This window comes from Bradyrhizobium sp. 604_D8_N2_3, assembly GCF_051810765.1.
GTDB lineage: Bacteria > Pseudomonadota > Alphaproteobacteria > Rhizobiales > Xanthobacteraceae > Bradyrhizobium > Bradyrhizobium barranii.
Map to the genome: position 1 here is coordinate 1,290,616 of NZ_JBPWPM010000001.1, position 18,957 is coordinate 1,309,572.

The window sequence follows — 18,957 nt, forward strand, 5'->3', positions numbered from 1 at the left end:
GTAGGCATTTGCAAACTCGCGAGCGGAAGCTAGCGTAAATTTCCGCGCTGCGCTACGGCCAAGCCGCAGCGATTACTCGCAACGCGTCCGTCATGCTGACTTCGGCAGCGTCGAATGAAAATGAAATTCGTCAAGTGCCGCAGCGTGCGTGAGGGCATTCCTGGCGATGAGGCGCGTAGTCCAGAGCAGAAATGCTAAGCAAAGCGGAGTAAAAATACTTGCGGGTGGCGGCGGCGTAAGTTTGTTATCGGGTGCGGGTGCGGGTGCGGGTGCGGGTGCGGGTGCGGGTGCGGGTGCGGGTGCGGGTGCGGGTGCGGGTGCGGGTGCGGGTGCGGGTGCGGGTGCGGGTGCCCGGTGCGTAGGAGCCGTCCTCGGTTCCCCACAGATTGTAGTGGCTGCCGCAGAGCCCCGGCGAACTGTAACGTTCAGCCCAGACGCGGTGGTCCGACCCCAAGGCCCCTTCGATGATTGGGTCTTTTCTTATTCCGCTTGTTCGATCGCTCTTGCGTCGAGGCTCCAAGAGCCAGCAATCGCGTCTTCGTGAGCTCCGCAGTAGGGCGCGAAAAGCACTGTCAGAAATACTCGTGTTCCTCAGCATGCCGTAACTGGCGCTCGGGCAACCTGTTCGCCGGCAAGAGAGCCGGGCCGGTCAGCTGGCGGCCGGAAGGCTGACGCTCGAATCATCGCTCAAAGGCGCGATGGTTTCTAGCGTCATGTAACGGGCGCGCTGGACGGCCCATTGTCGTTCTGTTCGAGCAGGACCGCTCCAATGAGGCGAACCATGGCCTCCTCGTTGGGGAACATGCCGACCATATGTCCAAACCGGTTCACAGCCTTGCTGCACCACATCGACAAAGACGCTCTGCTTCGGGCGTTTCGACGACAAAAGCCCGCAGGCCGGCGCGGAGGTCGATGCGATAACGGAGGCAAAGTACGAAGAGGGGCTCACGGACCAATCCGCGATCTCTGCGCACGGGTCCACACTGTCCCTACCGGCTACAGCCGGTGCGGCGCGTCTACATCCCCAAGCCGACGGGGGTAGGCGGCCTCTCGGTGTGCCGGCCGCTAGAGGACAAGATCGTCCAAAGCGCGGTGGCCGAGGTGTTGAGCGCCGCCTATCAGGTCGAATTCCTCGGGTTCTCCTATCGCTTCCGGCCGGGGCGGAATCCTCAGATGGAGCTTGATGTCCTGCATCCGACTATCATGACATATCCAGTGTCTTCGATTCGGTCGACCACGAGTGGCTGCTGCGGATGGTGGCGCACAGGATTGCCGATCCTCGTATCCTGCAGCTCATCGAGCTGCGGCTGCGAGCTGGCGTTCTTGAGAGCGGCGAGAAGCAAGACACACGCCGCAAAGGGCAGGATCAGTCCGCTCCTTGCCAACATCTTCCTGCATTACATCCTCGATCTCTGGGCCGACCACTGGAGTCGTCGCCATGCAGGCGGTCGCGTTGTGACCGTGCGCTTTGCGGACGACTTCGTCATCGGCTTCGAGAGCAAGGCAGATGCCCAGGAAATGCTCTTGGCCCTCAAGGCGCGATTGGCCGACGCTCCATGCGGACAAAACCCGGTTGATCGAGTTTGGCGCGGTTCGCGGCCCTCCCGCGTCAGCCGCGCGGCGAGCGGTGGCCGAGACCTTCGCCTTCCTGGGCTTCACTTACTGTTGCGGGCGGACCCGAGATGGCCGGTTCATCGTGAAGCACAAGACCGAAGGGAAACGCCTGTGCTCTCGAGCAACATCACAAGTCTCGCGCGGCTCATGCGGGCGTCGCGCGTCGACAAACGTTGGTATAGGTTCTGCAACCCGTTCTATATCCCCCGCTTACCTCTGTAGAGTTGAGCTGCCCGTCGGCTTGTCTGTAGTTTCAGCGTCGAAGCTGGATCGTCCGAAGGGTGGGGCGGCGCGAAATCCTAAGCTGAGTTGATAAGTGTGCTGCAAGGCATTGCCGCCATTGAGGCGTGGGACGAGGTTAAATGGAAATACGTGAGCCCACTTCCGCCTTGGAGGTCCATCAGCACATTGTGTGCTTCCTCCAGAAGCAAGACCCAGTGATCTTGGACATCGGCTGCTACGACGGAGCTGACTCTTTACGTTGTCTGCGGCTTTGCCCAGAGGCTCAGCTCTACTGGTTCGAGCCGGACCCCCGGGGCGGTTTCTAGCTTAAGAGAAACATGGGGCTCACCCTGAGAAGGTGCCGCTAGCCACAGTCGCCGCGTTGATGACTGTTGCTGTAGCCTGGCTTACTGGCGAATTTTCCGTCAGTCTCTTGAATGCGAGCGTCGCGATGGCATTTACCGAGCTCTTCATCAAACGTCCGATATTGTCTATCGTCGTCAGTCTCCTGATCCTGCTGACCGGCATTGGCGCGGCCACCGTTTTGCCAATCCGGCAGTATCCTAAGCTGACCAACACGGTCGTCAATATCACAACCTCTTATCCTGGCGCCTCCGCCGACATGATCCAGGGGTTCATCACCACGCCCCTTGAGCAAGCGCTCGCTTCGGCCGAAGGCGTTGATTACATTACGTCCTCCTCGGTGCTCGGTACCTCGACGATCCAGGTCTATATCAAGCTCAATTTCGAGCCCAACGAGGCGCTCACTGAAGTGCTCTCCAAGGTCAACTCGGTCAAATATTTAATCCCTAAGGAATCGAACGATCCGGTCGTCACCAAATCTGCCGGTCAGACCACAGCTGTCATGTATATCGCCTTCTCCAGCGAAGAACTGACGGCCAGCGCGATCTCCGACTATCTCTCGCGCGTGGTGCAACCGATTATGTCAACTGTAGACGGCGTCGGAGCGGCAGACATCCTCGGCGGCCAGAGTTTTGCGATGCGGTTATGGCTCGATCCCGCGAGAATGGCGGGCCACGGCGTGTCGCCAGCTGATGTTTCGGCTGCAATCGCGGCCAACAACTTCCAGGCTGCGGCCGGCCAGACTAAGGGCTATTTCACTCTCTCCGACGTCACGGTCAACACTGATCTGCGGAGTATTGATGACTTCAAGCGCATGATCGTCAAAGCCAACGACGGCGGCTTTGTGCGCATGGAGGACATCGCGACAGTCGAGCTTGCGGCGCAGAGCACAAACGCCAGCGTCGCGATGAACGGCGAACACGCGATCTTCGTCGCCGTGCAGGCGAGCCCAGAAGGTAATCCACTGAACATAGTGCGAGGCGTTCGGGCACTGCTTCCAGAAATGAAGCGCAGCCTGCCGCCATCGCTGAAGATGGAAGTGGCCTACGACTCCACCAAGTTCATCCAATCATCGATAGACGAGGTGGAGAAGACGCTCCTTGAGGCCGTCGCAATCGTGGTGTTGGTGATCTTCCTGTTCCTGGCCTCCCTGCGGTCTGTCATCATTCCGGTCGTCACCATTCCGCTGTCCATTATTGGCGTCTACAGTATGATGCTGGCGCTGGGGTTCTCATTCAATCTGCTGACCCTCCTTGCGATGGTGCTTGCGATCGGTCTCGTGGTTGACGACGCAATTGTCGTGGTGGAGAACGTTCATCGCCATATGGAAGAAGGTGCGTCGCCCGCGCAGGCCGCTACGAATGGCGCGGGCGAGATCGTCGGCCCCGTCCTCTCCATGACGATTACGTTGGCCGCCGTGTACGCGCCCATCGGCTTTCTCGGCGGCCTCACCGGCGCGCTGTTCCGCGAATTCGCGTTTACACTGGCGGGTTCGGTGATCGTGTCGGGCGTGATCGCGTTGACGCTGTCGCCCATGATGTGCGCGTTCTTCCTGAAGAGCGCTGAAGAGGGGCGGTTTGCAAAGTTTGTGAATCGTGTGTTCAGCGCCATGACGCGCTGGTACGGCCGCAAGCTCGACCGCTCGCTCGACTATCGCCCGATTACCGGGCTGTTTGCGCTGACCATGCTGGGCCTCGTCGCCTTTCTGTATATGCACACTTCCAAGGAACTCGCACCCGAGGAGGATCAGGGCATCGTATTCGCACTGACAAAAGCGCCGAAATACGCCAATATTGATTACCTGGATTATTACGGCGCCAAGCTCGACAAGGCACTCCAGAAGTTTCCCGAGACGGATTTTCGCTTCGTGCTCAACGGCATCAGCGGTCCGCAGGGCGGCATGGCCGGGATGTTGCTTAAGCCTTGGGCCGAGCGCAAGCGCTCATCGATCGCGCTGAAATCGCTGGTCCAGGCCGAGCTGTCTAAACTGGAAGGCATCAACGCATTTGCCTTTAGCTTGCCGCCGCTTCCGGGCGGTTCGGGCGGCTTACCAGTGCAGATGGTGATCAAGTCGACGCTCGGTTTCCAGTACATTTACGAGCAGATGTCGAAGCTGAAGGATGCCGCGCGCAAGAACGGTCTGTTCATGGTCAGCGACTCTGACCTTGAGTTCAACCAGCCGGGGGTGCGAATCAAGGTCGATCGATCCAAGGCGAGCGACCTTGGCATCACCATGCAGAACGTCGGTAGCGCGCTCGCGACCCTCCTTGGCGAAAACTACGTCAATCGCTTCAACCTGCAGGGCCGCTCCTACGAAGTGATCCCGCAGGTGCCGCGCGAGAAACGCCTGACGCCGGAATCACTTGGGAGCTATTATATCAAGACAGCGGCGGGCTCGATGCTGCCGCTATCGACCGTGGTCTCCATCGAGACTGCGACCAATCCGAACGCACTCACCCACTACAACCAGCTCAACTCCGCGACCTTCCAAGCCGTACCGATGCCCGGCGTCACGATCGGTCAGGCTGTGGACTTCCTCGACGGCGAGGCAATGAAACTGCCCGCAGAGTTCAGCCACGACTTCCTCGGGGACGCCCGTCAATATGTGCAGGAGGGTAACAAACTGGTCATCACCTTTGCGTTTGCACTCATCGTCATCTTCTTGGTGCTTGCGGCGCAGTTCGAAAGTCTGCGCGATCCCCTCATCATCATGTTCAGCGTTCCCATGGCAATCGCCGGCGCCTTAATCCCGCTATTCTTTGGCTTGGCGACGATGAACATCTACACCCAAATCGGACTGTTGACATTAGCTGGGCTGATATCCAAGCACGGTATTCTGATGGTCCAGTTCGCCAATCAGCTGCAGCTCAAGGAGAGACTCGATTCCCGCTCGGCCATCGAGATGGCGGCGCGCGTCCGCCTCCGTCCAATCTTGATGACCACCGCGGCGATGGTCACGGGCCTCTTACCTTTGTTGACCGCAACGGGTGCTGGCGCCGCGAGCCGCTTCTCGATCGGGCTCGTGGTCGTCGCGGGCATGTCCATCGGCACGCTGTTCACGCTTTTCGTGCTGCCGGCGCTCTATGTCGCGATCGCGTCGGATCACCGCGCCGACGCGAGTTCCGATCACGTCCAGAACGCCGCTGAGCTCGCCTTCATCGGAGCATCCGATGCCCACCTGGCCAAGCGATGATCCTAACGATCAACTCGGGTTTGCTCGATCGCTCCGCTAGCGTAGGGGCGCTGCTCGCCGACCGCGGTAACTTGATCGCACTGGGTGCTGCAGTTCATGGCGGCGGACAGGAAGGATGATCCGCGGCTGCTGCGCTTCGTCTCGATCTACTGCTTGCCCGAGGTGAAGGACTACATCGCGACCAAATACGGCCGCTTCATTGTGCAGATGTGGTGAGCGACGGATGCCTGGGAGGCTTTCACGGTCCCTTGCGCGTCCGGACCTTCAAGCCGGTGGTGCGAAGCTTGGGGGAATCATGTGTTCGGCGAAGAGCGCGTCGCGGATCCGTTTCTGCTCCGACAGGCGGATGCTGTTGTTACCTCACCGAGCAGGCCCACCGCCGTGTGATTTGCCGGACATCACGGCAGCATAACTCGCAAGATTGACGTCGCCCGGGACAGGGACAGAATCCATGTTCCCCGAATGAGTGGCGTACCCATTTTTCAATTGGTTCTTGGTGGAGAGAATTATTCACTTCCTGAGCGCGCTGCAATTGGTGTCTGAAAAGAGACCGCTGATTTGCTGCAAGGCTTAGATAGTTGCCAAGAAACTCGATCCCCGTGAATTTTGGCTGCGAAACGAGCCGGCGCAAGACGCGATAGTCCGGCGATTGCTCGAGCGCGGCCGCCATTTCGGCTAAGGTTTAGGGATCGGAGGTTCCCGGGATGAACCCGCGGTCGGTGCGGGCCTGACTGCACTCTATCGGATGCGGCGGGGCGAGGCATCGGTTCCTGTGGACAGCTGTTCTCCCGGTTTACGTCCGCAGCTATCGGCTGGGTGGAAATAACCAGTCGGCCAAGGGATGCATCCGTGACCAGTCAGCGCGGACGCTCGAGTCCGGCACCTCGCCAGCTTCAATTGAGGCTTCGCCCGTTGAAGTGTCGAACGGGGGGTATTGACGGCGATGTCTATGGCACGCTCGCGCACATGCGGTTGCGCGATCTTGCATCCACCCGTGCTCCTCGCATTGGCGGCTAGCGCCGACCTGCTGCAGCACCAAGTCGCCCAGCCGCAGCGTCCGGGATGGCGGGTCGTCTCGCCGGTACAATCAGCATCGAATTCGCTCCTCAGGACGAATCCCCTCAGATCGTTCCGGCGGTTAGCACAACGCGGGATTCCGAATCGTTTGGCCGGAAGCTTTTCGAATGCGGTCACGTGATGGGTGTCATCATAGCCAAACCGGGCGCTCCCGTCGGATCCAAGGGCTCTTCTGTGAGCGCGGAAATCTGGCCGCTGTCGAGGCGGATGAAGAGCCGAATCGCAGATCGAGCAAGTCCGCTTCTGAGCCGAAGAACGACAGGTGAGCCGCATCGACACAGTCCCAAATGAGCGCTGAATTCAGCGATCGGGCCGGTCATATTCCGCCCAACTATCGGTCGTCTCGTACACCCTCACGCTCCAGAGTTGGGCGAGGCGCGGTTTCGCGTGGTCCCAGATCCAGATGGCGATATTTTCCGCCGTCGGATTTTCCAGTCCTGGGACTTCGTTCAGGCAATGGTGATCGAGCTTCTTTATAAGAAGGCCGAACGCTTCCTCCATGTTGAAGAAATCCATTACGAATCCGGTGTGCGGATCGACGGCCCCGTTCAGCACGACCTCGACCCGATAGGAATGACCGTGCATCCGATGGCATCGATGTATCTGCGGGACATTTGGAAGTCGGTGCGCTGCCTCGAACTTAAATGCTTGGGATATCTTCATGTGACGCCGAGTGTTTGTGGAATTGCACGCTGAGTCGCCATTTCGGATGAGCCAGGCAGTACGCGATGGCCCGCCGCATGTGGTCGACGGCGTCAGGGCGGTCTGTCGGTCGAAGCAAAAATTATCCAAGCCACTCTCATCGACCGGTCTGGCAGGCTGCCGGCTGCGGCAACACGAATTTTGAGTTCGTGTCCGCGAGTGACGGCCTGCCCGGCGCGATTTGCTGACGCAAATCCAGTCACCACGCTGGCCGGGACCGGCAGCCTGCTGTTCGTCTCGACGCGGCGAGGACCCGATGTCGTGCAAAGGTTGCACGAGATCGTCGAATCGCAACAGTGGTTCTGAGCACGTTCATTAGGTGTGCCATGCAGACGATGGAGCGTCTACTACAAGATCCGGTAGATGCCAAAGGCGACTTGAGGCCCTAGGGTCCGGCCGCGTTCCCCCAGCGATCATCATCGACAGAAGTGAACGCAACCGCACGAAGCACAACAAAAGGGCGGAACGGCACAATATGACTGGCAGAACCTGGGTGGCTACCCACGAGCACCTCAGTCGGGATCCTCGTTGTTCAGAGGCGCGGAAGGCTAGGACTGATGGGAGGCGTAGGAAAATCGACCAGGCAAAAATCAGCTTTGGTGAAGAGCAGATCCGGAGAGGATTGCGCTGAGTACGCCATCGGCGAATTTGGAAAACGTTAAAGACATGTTCGTCCGTGAATGAGCCGGATGCGGAATTCGCAATCGACAGCGAGCGCAATGTGATGCCAAAGAAGAAACAGCACGTCGATCTATCGGACCAGAATCTCTTGAGTCTTATCCTGCGGCTCGCCATTCCGTCTGTTGTTGGATTATCGATCCATGCGCTGCAGCAGGTCGTCAACGCGATCTTTGTTGGCGCCCTAGGCGCGCAGGCGATCGCAGCTGTTAGCATGACCTTGCCGATCGTGGTCCTGCTCGCCGCAGCCGGACAGGGGATCGGTGTTGGAGCAGCGTCGTTCATATCTCGTCATCTGGGCGCTCGTGAGTACCTAGAGGCGAGTCGAGGCGCAAGCACGGCACTCGCGCTCGCCGCTCCGATCGGTATCATAGTCACCGTCACTCTGCTTCCAAATCTGCCAGGGATATTTGCAACGCTCGGAGCAACCCCAACCATCATGCCCGTGGCGCTCGACTACGCGGGAACGGTTTTGTTGGGGTACACCCCGATGCTACTAAATACCGTCAGCGGGTTCATTGTAAGAGCCGAGGGCTATACACGATTTAGCATGTGGGTGATGATGACCGCGTTTATCCTGAACGCTGTGCTTGATCCCGTCTTCATATTCTCATTTGACCTTGGCGTGCGAGGCGCAGCCGTCGCAACGCTGGTGTCTCAGATCGCTGCTGTCGGACTGTATATCGCGTATTTTACGAAGCTTGGCGGGACGGTTCTCGTCAGGATATCTCACATATCGTTGCGAGCAGATCGCATCAGACAGCTCGCGTTGGTAGGCGCGCCGGCGACAATGACGAGTATCTTATCTGCTCTTGCCGTTATGCTCTTGTACGGAGCTGCTGCGCCGTTCGGCGACGATTCCATCGCCGCGGTTGGAATAGCTGTGCGTATCTTGATGGTCGGCGCACTGCCTATCACCGGGTTCTGTATTGGCGCTCAAGCTATCCTGGGTTTCGGTTGGGGCGCACGCGACTATGCTCATATATTGAGGGCTGCGAAGTTCATGCTCTTCGTGACGATCGCATTCTCGGTGCTGTATTCTGCGGCCGTTGTGATTTTTGCGAGGCCTTTGGTGAGCCTATTTAGCGATAACGAGAACGTCACCGAAATTGCCGTCTCGACCTGCATCGTGTTCCATCTCTTCTTTGGACTGTTTGGGGTGCAGAGTTTCGTGACGGCAATGCTTCAGTCATTTGGGAGAGCGCGCCTCAGTGCAATTGTGTCCTTGGCCAGGCAGGGGTATCTCTTCATACCGGCCGTACTGTTATTCCCGCTGGTAGCGGGTTTTAACGGACTGTTAGCCAGTCAAGCGCTCGCAGAGCTTGGCGCCGGAATAATCGCTCTCATCGTCATGTTCAACCAGTTCGGCGAGCTCAGACGAGCGCTCCGGCATGGTCCTTCAAGAGCGATCGGGATAGCGGGTTGAGCTGAGAACGGATATGATCGAGGCACAGAGCATTGGGCGCTAGCCTTCTGGGAGGCTCGCCGTTAAAGCGTGATGGGACTAGCTTCGATAGCCTGAGTTTTTGAGGTAGTTGGCGCATTCTTCGGGTGTAAATGCATCAAGGAGTTCGCCGATGGCGGCGCAGACCGCATCGACGGTTCGTGCGGCTGCCTTGCGGAGCAGATGCTTGAGTTTGGCAAAGACTTGTTCGATGGGGTTCAGGTCGGGTGAGTATTTTGGCAGGAACAAGAGCTTGGCTCCCGCGGAGCAGATGAGCTGGCGCACGGCTTTGCTTTTGTGGCTGCCGAGATTGTCCGGGACGACGATGTCGCCGGGCCGAAGGGTCGGCAGGAGAACCTTCTCGACATAGATCCGGAAGCTCACGCCATGATTGGTCCCTCGATGAACCATGGCGCATCGATCCGGTCATGGCGCAGGGCCGCCAGAAAGGTCATGGTTTTCCAACCCATCTGGCCCGGAGCAACGCTGCCGGTCTCATCGACCCGCTTCATCCAGCCGATCGCCGTGCTGATCGCCACCTCCAAACTGCTTGGCGGCCCGATTGCGCGCCCTGACGGCCAAATTAAGGGCATCAGCTCTTACGGCATTGATATCGGCCAAAGGCTGGAAGTCGAAACGCCCCAAGGCAGTGGCAATGTCGTCGACGGTGAAGCGGGGGTGATCTCAATCGAGAACCTGACTGTCACACCAGTAACATGCGGCGTTTCCGAATTAGTGAATGGAAATGCGAACCCCTTTGCGCTTCCCCACTCTATGGCAAGCAGCTAAATGCAATGGCGCCAATACAAAACGTGATGCTAACTTTTGCTACAAACCAGGTAAACACTGGCACGGTCATAGAAGGCCTACAGCCAGAGCATCTTGATTGACCTTACCTCAAACTCAAACAGCAATGTCGCATACGACATAAACAACGGCTGGGGTGGGGAAACTTCAGCTGGGCCCAGTCGAGGCGACGGATGAGATTCTGACGCGCGCAGCTGCCTCTCGGCATCGGATGGATTTCGCGTGCCTCATGCCTTCTTGAATACGGCAGCGAACGAACGAAAAGATGTTGGGCCCGTGTTCGAACCTGCGGGACTCGATCACGCCTCGTGAATGTATCATCAGGTGAATCAGGCCGTAACCAGCTATCGGAGAACTAATCTTGATCGGGCTACCGGCCGAACAGGATGTGAAGATTGGCGGAGGACAGGACGGCCCCACGCGAATGGTTAGAATACGTTATCGACAATTTCTTACGTGTTTGCTGATTTGCCGATCACTGCCCCTGGCACTTCGGCCAGGCGCGTCCGTATAAGCACGACTTGAAGAGAGGCCGGAGCACTGACCCATGAACTAGCGGCCTCTCGATCGCGGCGCATCGTCTCATCCGCCGCATCGGGTTGAGACAGGCCGATGGCGAGTTGGCTGTGGCATGACCTTCGTAGGTTGATCCTCCGGTGTTGTGCATCGACTCGCGGCATGCTCGTGAGCCCTTCCCGTACAAGGGCAAGTGCAGAATCGCGGCTCATGCGCCATTCTCGCGATAACGGGTGCTCTCGTGCAGCATCTGCAAAACCGCGCTACGGTTCAGAAGTCCGCGGTCGATCGCGATTTCGACGAAGGGCCGCATTTGCTCAGCGGCTGCAAGCACAAGTGTCGATACCTGTTCATAACCCAGGCGCGGTACGAACACGGTCGCAAGAGCCGAAGATTGCATCAAGTTGCTGAGCGACCGTTCCCGATTTGCCCGGATCCCCGAGATGCAGTGGTCGGCAAATATTCTGGCCGATCGCGTCAAAAGCTCGATCGAATCGAACAGGCGCGAGGCGATGACTGGCTCGAAGTGATTGATTTCGAGTTGGCCGCTCAACGCAGAGAGAGATACTGCGGCGTCGTTGCCCACGATAGCGAACGCAACTTGCTGGATCATCATCGGCAGAACTGGATTGAGTTTACCTGGCATGATCGAAGAACCGGGCTGGAGAGCGGGCAACCGCAATTCGCCAAGCCCCGTATTTGGCCCAGAGGAAAGGATGATCAGGTCAGAGGCGATTTTCGCCATTACCTCTGCTGCGATGCGGATTTCCGACGACACGCGTGCGAAGGCGTCGGCGTTCTGCATGGCATCGAACATGTCGTCGCCTGGGCGTACCGCGGCGCCCAAGATCGCCGCAAGATGTCCATAGACGGCACGGCGATAGCCCGGCACTGCTCCCAGCCCGGTGCCAATCGCAGTGCCTCCGAGGGGAAGCACCATCAATTCCTGGCGCGCCACGGACAGCTTCAAGGAGAGCCGCTTGATCGCTGATGCGTAACCGCCGAACGCCTGACCGAGCGTCATCGGCTGGGCGGCCTGCATGCATGTGCGGCCGACGCGCAATACGTCAGCGAATACAATGGCCCGCTCCGAAAGAGCGGCCGCCACCTGTTCCAGCGCACCCACCAGATCGCCGGACTTTTCGTGCGCCGCCAACTTGAGCGCCGAGGGCAGCACATCGTTCGTCGACTGGCAAAGGTTCACGTGATCATTTGGGTGGATCACGTCGTACCGGCCGGGCTTTTCACCGACAATTTGCAGGGCCCGGTTCGCCAGAACCTCGTTCATGTTCATGTTGATCGATGTGCCGCCGGAGCCTTCGAGCAAATCGATGATAAACTGCCGATCGTGTTTACCAGCAATGACCTCGTCCGCAGCCGCGATTAGTGCTCCTGCTACTTTGGCGTCGAGGGCTCCGAGCTCACGGTTCGCCGCCGCGGCAGCGCGCTTGATGCGCGCTAGTGCCCGAAGAAGTGCCGGCTGATCACCGAGCTTCTGGAGTGAGATGTCGAAATTCTCGCTCCCACGCAGGGAGGCCAAGCCGTACAGGGCGCGCAGCGGCAGCTCGCGCGTTCCTAGACTGTCTATTTCGGTGCGAGTCGCTGACATCTCTGATCCCGGGTTCGGACGCTACGCAAACAACTCTCTCCGAAGACGGGCGAGAGTTAAAGCTAAGATCGGAGATTGTATGGAGGCTAATAAGTATGATTAATTAGGGTTATACTGTTCGTCGAGAGTCCGGGTGGAGCCACCCGCAACGCACCGGCAGGCGGCGTCCTCGTGAGCGAGCGGATCCAACACGATGCTGCCGACGGAACGAGCCATCCAGGGAATTTGAGCAGCGATCTGGGGCAAGGTCCAATTCCGCAGGAGCACACGAATATCATCCGCTATTCGCGCAGCCAACGTGTCTAATCCGCCTTGCTTAGTCACCAACGTGATCGTGCGCGAGAGGCCGGTCGCCGGCAATGGCATGACTTCGAGCGCCGGTCGATGGACGGCAGCCTGCAATATGCACAGGGGTGTTGTAATCGCCACGCCCATGCCATTGGCGACCATCGAGAGCAGCGCGTCCGACGTGTCGAACGACATCGTCTGCGGATGCTCTATCCTTAGACGCCGGAGATGACGTTCAATTTGCGTTCCCATGTGCGAACGCGCAGTGTAGCGGATAAGTCGGTGCTCGAGGAGTAGGTCGTCCAGTGGACGATCGCGAAGAGTGTCCGCCCAGGCAATCGGTGCTACCAGGAGGAATGGCTCGCGCAATAGGGGTAAGGGGGTAACTTCGTCAACGCCCTCCATTGGATCCGATGTGACAGCTGCATCGATCTCGTTGCGCATCAATGCCTCGGCGTGCGCGGGTACCAGCCCCGAATACGCGCTCACGCGAAGCGCGATTGAACCCGCCATGAGGCTGCGGCCAACAGTGGTCCCACTGTGGACGCGAACGTGTCGATCATCCCGAGCCGAAGGTCCTCGCGTTCGGGACGCGCTGCGGCGGCCCGCATTTCCTCGACAGCTCGTCCGACGCGCAGGGTTATCTCGCGCATGTGGGTGAGCAGAGCTTGCCCCGCCTCCGTGGGCCCAAGGGGACGACGATCGCGACGGACGAGGGTCGCGCCAATATGCGCCTCCGCGCGCCTCATCGCTTGTGAAACGGCCGATTGAGTGATGCCAAGTCTGAGGCCGGCCGCGCTCATGCTGCCCTCTTCGATGACGACAGCCGCGACTTCCAGTACACGCAAATCAGGCAAACTAAACATAGGAAGCTTACGCTAATGGATTTTTATCGGGTGTGCCACTAGTACCTCGTCACAGGGATTATGACTCTTTGGAAGTGGCGGGGTAGGCGCCAGCCATTTTGGCGCGAGCCTTGTCTGTTGTGAACATCCATTTGATGCGGGAGCGGGCGGCATTTCGTTGTCGTTCCCAGGCGGTGATTTCGCGGCGCAGTCGCTTAGGGTCGTCGATCCTGCGATCCAGGCACTGGCCCCGCAGGACGCCGATTTCGATCTCGACCATGTTGAGCCAGCTTGCGTGTTTTGGGGTATAGTGGAACTCGAGCCGTCGCAAAATCCGCCTGGCTTCGGCGGGCGGGAACGCCTGATAGAGGGCGCCGGCGGAGTGGGTCGATAAATTGTCCTGGACGACCCGGATGATCTCGGCGTCGGGATAATGGATGTCGACGAGATCACGCATGCATTGGGCGTAATCCCTTGCCGCTCGCCGCTCGGTGACCTTGACCTTGCGCCAGGGACGATGCACGTCGAGGAGAACGAAGAGATTGACCGTGCCATTGCGACGATACTCATAATCGTAACGTTCGAGCCTGCCGGGCTTGGCCGGGATGGGCTGACGCGTTTCGCCGATGAGTTGCACCGGGCTTTCGTCGAAGCACACCACTGGCCGCCTGGAGTCGGGTGCCTCGGCATAGAGGTCGAGCACATCCTCCATGCGGGCGACGTATTCGCCGTCGACCTGCGGAATGCACCACATGTCTTTGCGCCAGGGCTTGAGGGCATTCTCGGCCAGGCGCCGCCGAACCGTCTCGTGCGACAGGCTCTTGTGTTCGGTGAGCTTGACCATCGCACCCGCCAGCAGCTTTAGCGTCCAGCGGGCACGGCCCCTTGGCGGACTGGCGCAGGCTGTCGCCACCAGCAAGGCTTCTTCCTTGCCCGTGAGTTTGCGCTCCGCCCCGGGACGCGGCTCTTCGCTCAGCGCCCGCTCCAGATTGCCTTCCACGAAGCGTCGCTTGGTCCGGTACACGGTCGAGCCGCTCACGCCGACGCTCCTTGCGATCTCCTCGTCGCTGGTCTCGGCATCGGCGGCCAGCAAAATCTGCGCTCGCTTGAGCTTGCGGGACGCATGCTTGCCGCCGCTGAGCAGTGCCCTCAGTTCGGTGCGCTCGATTTGGCTGAGTTCGACCCGATAGCGTACATTCATGGCGTGCCTCCTCGTTCGAGGCACGCACGAACAACTGAATCGGATGGCCGGCGTGAGTCCTTCGACAAAACCCTTCACGCCCACGCAGGGGCAGTATCTGGCTTTTATCCACCTCTATACCCGGCTGCATCGCAGGCCCCCGGCCGAAACCGACATGCAGGAATATTTCCGCGTCAGCCCGCCTACGGTTCACCAGATGGTCCTGACACTGGAACGCGCCCGCCTCATCAGACGGCAGCCAAGGACGCCTCGCAGCATCGAGGTCCTCGTTGATCCGAAACTCCTGCCGGAGCTAATCTGACCGCCGGACCCAACCTGTCAAAATCACTGTGCAGAGCCACTAGTCCATTTTTGCAGTTGCGGCGAGTCAATCTGCTCGACAGGTTGGCGCACCGGAAACTCGCGCTTACCGCGGAAACAGCCGCTCCAAAGCCGCAGCGGTGGAACTGTTCGATGAGACTTCATTTACCCACATTTCCAACCGCTCCAATTTCGGCGCAGAGTTCGATCCGGTGTGTCTGGAGAGTCCGCGCCAGATGACAACATTTCCGAGCGCATTGTGGCAGGTCGCTTCACTCGTTTCGGGATGGCCGTCGCATTGGATCATCGGCCGTTGGTCGGACGTGTCTAGCGCGTAAACTTGATCTAGAGGCCGCGCCGATCTTGCGTCTCGTCTTCGGCACCATCATGCGTGTTCATTGACAGTAAGCCCGGTTCTAGACCATGGCTTTGAGATCCCAGTGGGTCTAAGGACGCAATTGATCGAAGTCGCTGCTTGGAATGCCATTGTGATGCTGGTGAGCGCTCAATCAGGAAAGCACGCAAATAGGTCATCAGCTTGCTCATTTCGCGCAGGAAGGCGATGATGGCTCAGCTGCTCGGCAGCGCCTCAGAAGAGCCAGCAAAGAGCGCCTTCGGTTGAGCGCGATAGGACCGATCATCGAGAAGCGCGTCACACGCCAGCGTGAGGACGCTCACGGGATGAAGAAGGCGAGCTTGCCCGTCTGTCGGGTAGCGCCAATTATGATGCTAGAATGCCGGGTAATCTCAGGACAGAGACATTGTTGTGTGGAAAGAATGCAAAAGTGTTCCGCAGTGCGGTAGACCGCTCGACCGAATGCTCCTCGCAATGCCGCAACGGCGCAATCGCCCGAGATGTTCGCGTACATCGCCAGAAACTTCGATGCCGAGTTCCTCAACGAGTTCTCGGGCAAGGCCTGGCGTGGTGTTTCACCCCCTTCGACCGGTCCGCCTGGCTGCGCGAACATTTTGGTCCAACGCTCGCGTACCAGCGGAAGGTTTCGTGCGACATTCGTGGTAGGGCACGCGGCGATCCGCGCTGTGCGCACGGCTGCGGCGTTATCCATCAAGCAACGCCCCCTTTTTTAGATCACCCTCTGGGGCTGCTTGCGGGAGAACTATCAGCAGAGGGATGATGACGACCATACCAGCTGCCAGCATCACTCCTGATGGGCCGGCTACAGTCAACATCTGGGCGCCAAGGACGGCTCCGAAGCCGATGGCCGAATTGATGACCGCTGAGTGCATCGCGGCGGCAGTCATCACTGTCGAACCGGCGGCGCGCAGGATCCAGGTCTGGAGTCCGGCGAACAGCGCCGCGACGGCAGCGCCCCAGATGACCAGCAAGACAAGGACCCGGCCTGTCCCCAAGTGGGGACCAAACCATCCAAGGCCAACGAGCGCCAGACACAGAGCAAGCAGCCCCGCAGTGATGATGGGCTTCATGAAGCGGTCGATGAGGACGCCCGCCAGGATGTTCCCCAAGAATCCTGCTCCGCCAAAGCCGAACAACAGCGCGCCAATCATGTCTTGGGCAACGTTTGGAATCTCGCTGAGGAATGGTTCTATAAATGTGTACGCCCCGAAATGCGCCGCCGCCATGAATGTCGTTACGGCATAGATCCCCAACAGGTCATGCCTGCGGCAGACTGATCCAAGCTCTCTCCATCCCGCTGGCGTCCCGGCCTGCATTTTCGGAAGAACTGCCACCATCAGGGCTGAGGTGATCAGTCCGATGGCGCCAATTAATCTGAACGCTGCACGCCATCCGCTCACCTGGCCGACGAAGTTCGCGAGCGGCACGCCAACAACGGTCGCCATCGAGATCCCGCCGAATACGATTGCCGTCGCAACACCCATACTGCGGGACGGCGCAATCTTAGACGCAACCGCAGCCGCCATGGCCCAATAGAAACCGTGAACGACAGCGCCCACCGTGCGTGCCAGCAACAACCCTTCGAAAGTGTGCGACATCGTCGCCGCAAACGTTGTTGCGGAAAGGATAAGAGTCAAGGCGATGAGTAGCGGCTTGCGAGGAAACTTCTGAAGCAGAACGGGCGACAACAGAGCGCTGGCAGCACCGATCCAGGCATAGAGGGCCACCGTGAGCCCGACCGCTGCCTGATCTCGTCCGAGGTCGCGAGCAATCTGAGACAACAGCCCGATAGGTGCTATCTCTGCCAAGACGATGTGAAACGAGGCGATGCCTAGCACGATGACGGCGAGCCAGATGCGGAGCGAAGATTCTGTGCCGTCACTCGTCATTATTAAACATCACTGTACGAAGGATCCGCCCGTTTCATTTGTCGATAATCAGCCGCTGCTTGTACGCATTTTTCATCCATGGACGTGTCGCCGCATGGCATGGGCGTCTCTCCGGATGTTAATCGACCTGCATCGCTGGTATCCGATCGTTACGGTTGCATGGGTCGTTCTCTCCATCAACGGCGAGAGTTGATAGTTGACACACGACAAAGGGCACTCGGTGTCCTCCGACTGGCGTCCTGAGTGGGACTGTCGTTCCGGCCGGCATCGTGAAAGAGGGCCTGACCTTACTCGAAGAGCTGCGTCGCTCGCCACCAGGCGCTGCGCGTCGCCAACCCCGCCAAACGGACGGTGCAATAGCATCGTGATGCCTTTCGTGCGCTCGACGGCCTGCAGATTGCCGAGCTGCCAACACCGAGGAGGAGGTCTCACTCACAATGTCCCGGCACTGCTTCGGCAGCTTTAGCAGGGCGCTCGCGGATCATGATCTCCGGGGAGCCGCCATTGCCTCGCCTGCGTACGCGCGCGCTGGGTGTCAATCGGCCCTTTAATTGCGGTTTGTTGTCAAACTTACATTTCTGAACTCGCCCACGGCACGGTGGTAGTGCTCGCGCCGTCGGAGCTGGTCCGGATTGCGGAGACGGCGCGGGCCGGCTGATACGTGCATTGGATCGCCGGGGCTGGTTGAGGTCTTCGCTGGGATCGTGGTCCTTTCCAAGGTCGCGCAGCGCCTCATGATGATGTCGGGGTCGGGCGCCTCAACGTTTGCAGCGGAGTGCGGACGAGCCGCCACCGCCTGATTGACCGAGGTCGCCACAACACCGTCCCAGCGAGACATCGCCAGTCCGGCAGACCGGACCAGGAACTCTACAAGATCGGATCAGGCTTCCTTGCCCTGGCCCCAGTCGAACGATGTGCCGTAGACCCAGATACAGTGAAGAAGGATGGCGAGTTTGCGCGCCATGGCGACCTTTGCCTTTCGCATGCCAATCCGCTTAGCGAGCTTCATGCCCCAAGCCTTAAGAGAGGACCATTTCTTCGTTCGATGAAGCAGGACGATCGCCGCCTCGTACAGGTAGGTTGGGAGAAGATGGTCGTCCCATCGTGATATCTTGCCCAGTTTCGCCAGAGTGGTTGCGTCGAGGCGTAAGACCCAGATAGGCGCCGACGCTTGATGCCGATCGGAAGCGCGATGTTTCAAGGTGCCGTCGCATGCGCTGGTTCATTAGGAGGACGGATCGAGCTTTAGCATTGATGCTAGCAGCCGCTCCGGCTTTGAATCCTCAAGTGGGCTTCAACGCGATGCCAACGGGCCGTATGTTGGTCCGTGCGAAGCCCTAATGATGGACGGAAGCGTTCCGCGGTTACATCGCCGCTGCGTGACGAGCTATCATTTCTCGGCGAGATCATCCAGCACTTGAAGGGCGACTACGCGGTTGCAGCTTCAGCGTACGCGCCAGGCGTGTGGCTGAGCAAAGAACGCGGCGACCGCATGCACAACCGCGGCCGCAGGTGCGGCGTCGTGCTCCCCGAGATCCCCGAAGGCTCCTGATGGAGGGCGTTGAGGAGCCTGCCCACAATCTACGAATTGCCTGCTTGTGAGCCCTCGAGGCTGGCGACCTTGACCGGATCCAACGTCCGGCGAGGGGAGCTCGCGCAGCAATAGCCTGATATCGTAGCCCTCTCGAACCGCTCGAGAGTCCTTGCTTAGCTTTCCTATCCCTTCGTTGGTCCACACTGTTGAACTCGCGCCGCAGCACGGTATCGGGTTTGATCAGCGCCGGCGCCACCACCTCCAGTCCAGGATGATCGGCGAGGATGACCTTCCGACCA

Annotated in this window: 10 protein-coding genes and 3 pseudogenes; 4 read left to right on the forward strand and 9 right to left on the reverse strand. The window is 59.2% G+C overall.

The annotated features are described in order from the left end of the window. Positions 1-649: 649 nt before the first annotated feature. Positions 650-810, reverse strand: a pseudogene (locus AB7245_RS06065) (IS256 family transposase); the annotation flags it as partial. Between the two features lie 393 nt (positions 811-1,203). Here AB7245_RS06065 and AB7245_RS06070 point away from each other — a divergent pair. Beyond that, positions 1,204-1,836 carry a reverse transcriptase domain-containing protein gene (locus tag AB7245_RS06070; protein WP_439035698.1) on the forward strand — a complete coding sequence of 211 codons (633 nt, stop codon included), beginning with the start codon at positions 1,204-1,206 and terminating at the stop codon, positions 1,834-1,836. A gap of 451 nt (positions 1,837-2,287) precedes the next feature. Beyond that, a complete protein-coding gene (locus tag AB7245_RS06075) occupies positions 2,288-5,392 on the forward strand; it encodes an efflux RND transporter permease subunit (protein WP_439033932.1) in 3,105 nt (1,034 codons plus the stop codon). A gap of 1,377 nt (positions 5,393-6,769) precedes the next feature. On the opposite strand, the gene queD is transcribed toward AB7245_RS06075, so the two are convergent. Further along, positions 6,770-7,132, reverse strand: a complete 363-nt coding sequence (queD, locus tag AB7245_RS06080; RefSeq protein WP_439033933.1) for a 6-carboxytetrahydropterin synthase QueD — start codon at positions 7,130-7,132, stop codon at positions 6,770-6,772. A 715-nt stretch (positions 7,133-7,847) separates the two neighbouring features. Between queD and AB7245_RS06085 the strand changes: the two genes are divergently transcribed. After that, on the forward strand, positions 7,848-9,275 hold the full coding sequence (locus AB7245_RS06085; RefSeq protein ID WP_439033934.1) for an MATE family efflux transporter: 1,428 nt from the start codon (positions 7,848-7,850) through the stop codon (positions 9,273-9,275). Between the two features lie 78 nt (positions 9,276-9,353). On the opposite strand, the pseudogene AB7245_RS06090 reads toward AB7245_RS06085, so the two are convergent. Next, positions 9,354-9,757: pseudogene (locus AB7245_RS06090) on the reverse strand (IS630 family transposase); the annotation flags it as partial. A gap of 61 nt (positions 9,758-9,818) precedes the next feature. Here AB7245_RS06090 and AB7245_RS06095 point away from each other — a divergent pair. Continuing rightward, the gene (locus AB7245_RS06095; protein ID WP_439033935.1) at positions 9,819-10,082 is read left to right on the forward strand and encodes a hypothetical protein; all 264 of its coding nucleotides are present in this window, start codon (positions 9,819-9,821) and stop codon (positions 10,080-10,082) included. 742 nt (positions 10,083-10,824) lie between these two features. Here AB7245_RS06095 and AB7245_RS06100 read toward each other — a convergent pair. The 6 genes and pseudogenes from AB7245_RS06100 to AB7245_RS06125 form a co-directional block, all read right to left on the reverse strand. After that, positions 10,825-12,225 carry an aspartate ammonia-lyase gene (locus AB7245_RS06100; protein WP_439033936.1) on the reverse strand — a complete coding sequence of 467 codons (1,401 nt, stop codon included), beginning with the start codon at positions 12,223-12,225 and terminating at the stop codon, positions 10,825-10,827. Positions 12,226-12,324: 99 nt separating this feature from the next. Next, complete coding sequence (locus tag AB7245_RS06105; protein WP_439033937.1) at positions 12,325-12,957, reverse strand: LysR substrate-binding domain-containing protein; 633 nt, start codon at positions 12,955-12,957, stop codon at positions 12,325-12,327. A gap of 41 nt (positions 12,958-12,998) precedes the next feature. After that, on the reverse strand, positions 12,999-13,379 hold the full coding sequence (locus AB7245_RS06110; RefSeq protein ID WP_439033938.1) for a LysR family transcriptional regulator: 381 nt from the start codon (positions 13,377-13,379) through the stop codon (positions 12,999-13,001). Between the two features lie 58 nt (positions 13,380-13,437). Next, complete coding sequence (locus AB7245_RS06115; RefSeq protein ID WP_063981152.1) at positions 13,438-14,559, reverse strand: IS630 family transposase; 1,122 nt, start codon at positions 14,557-14,559, stop codon at positions 13,438-13,440. A 1,359-nt stretch (positions 14,560-15,918) separates the two neighbouring features. After that, positions 15,919-17,124, reverse strand: coding sequence for an MFS transporter (locus AB7245_RS06120; RefSeq protein WP_439033939.1), 1,206 nt, complete (start codon positions 17,122-17,124; stop codon positions 15,919-15,921). A gap of 880 nt (positions 17,125-18,004) precedes the next feature. Continuing rightward, positions 18,005-18,314, reverse strand: a pseudogene (locus AB7245_RS06125) (transposase); the annotation flags it as partial. Positions 18,315-18,957: the final 643 nt, after the last annotated feature.

Bases quoted from the DNA above. Each gene is read 5' to 3' on its own strand.
- queD (WP_439033933.1), bottom strand. From the start codon at position 7,132: ATGAAGATATCCCAAGCATTTAAGTTCGAGGCAGCGCACCGACTTCCA.
- AB7245_RS06100 (WP_439033936.1), bottom strand. From the start codon at position 12,225: ATGTCAGCGACTCGCACCGAAATAGACAGTCTAGGAACGCGCGAGCTG.
- AB7245_RS06115 (WP_063981152.1), bottom strand. From the start codon at position 14,559: ATGAATGTACGCTATCGGGTCGAACTCAGCCAAATCGAGCGCACCGAA.
- AB7245_RS06075 (WP_439033932.1), top strand. From the start codon at position 2,288: ATGGCATTTACCGAGCTCTTCATCAAACGTCCGATATTGTCTATCGTC.
- AB7245_RS06105 (WP_439033937.1), bottom strand. From the start codon at position 12,957: ATGCGCAACGAGATCGATGCAGCTGTCACATCGGATCCAATGGAGGGC.
- AB7245_RS06070 (WP_439035698.1), top strand. From the start codon at position 1,204: ATGACATATCCAGTGTCTTCGATTCGGTCGACCACGAGTGGCTGCTGC.
- AB7245_RS06110 (WP_439033938.1), bottom strand. From the start codon at position 13,379: ATGTTTAGTTTGCCTGATTTGCGTGTACTGGAAGTCGCGGCTGTCGTC.
- AB7245_RS06120 (WP_439033939.1), bottom strand. From the start codon at position 17,124: ATGACGAGTGACGGCACAGAATCTTCGCTCCGCATCTGGCTCGCCGTC.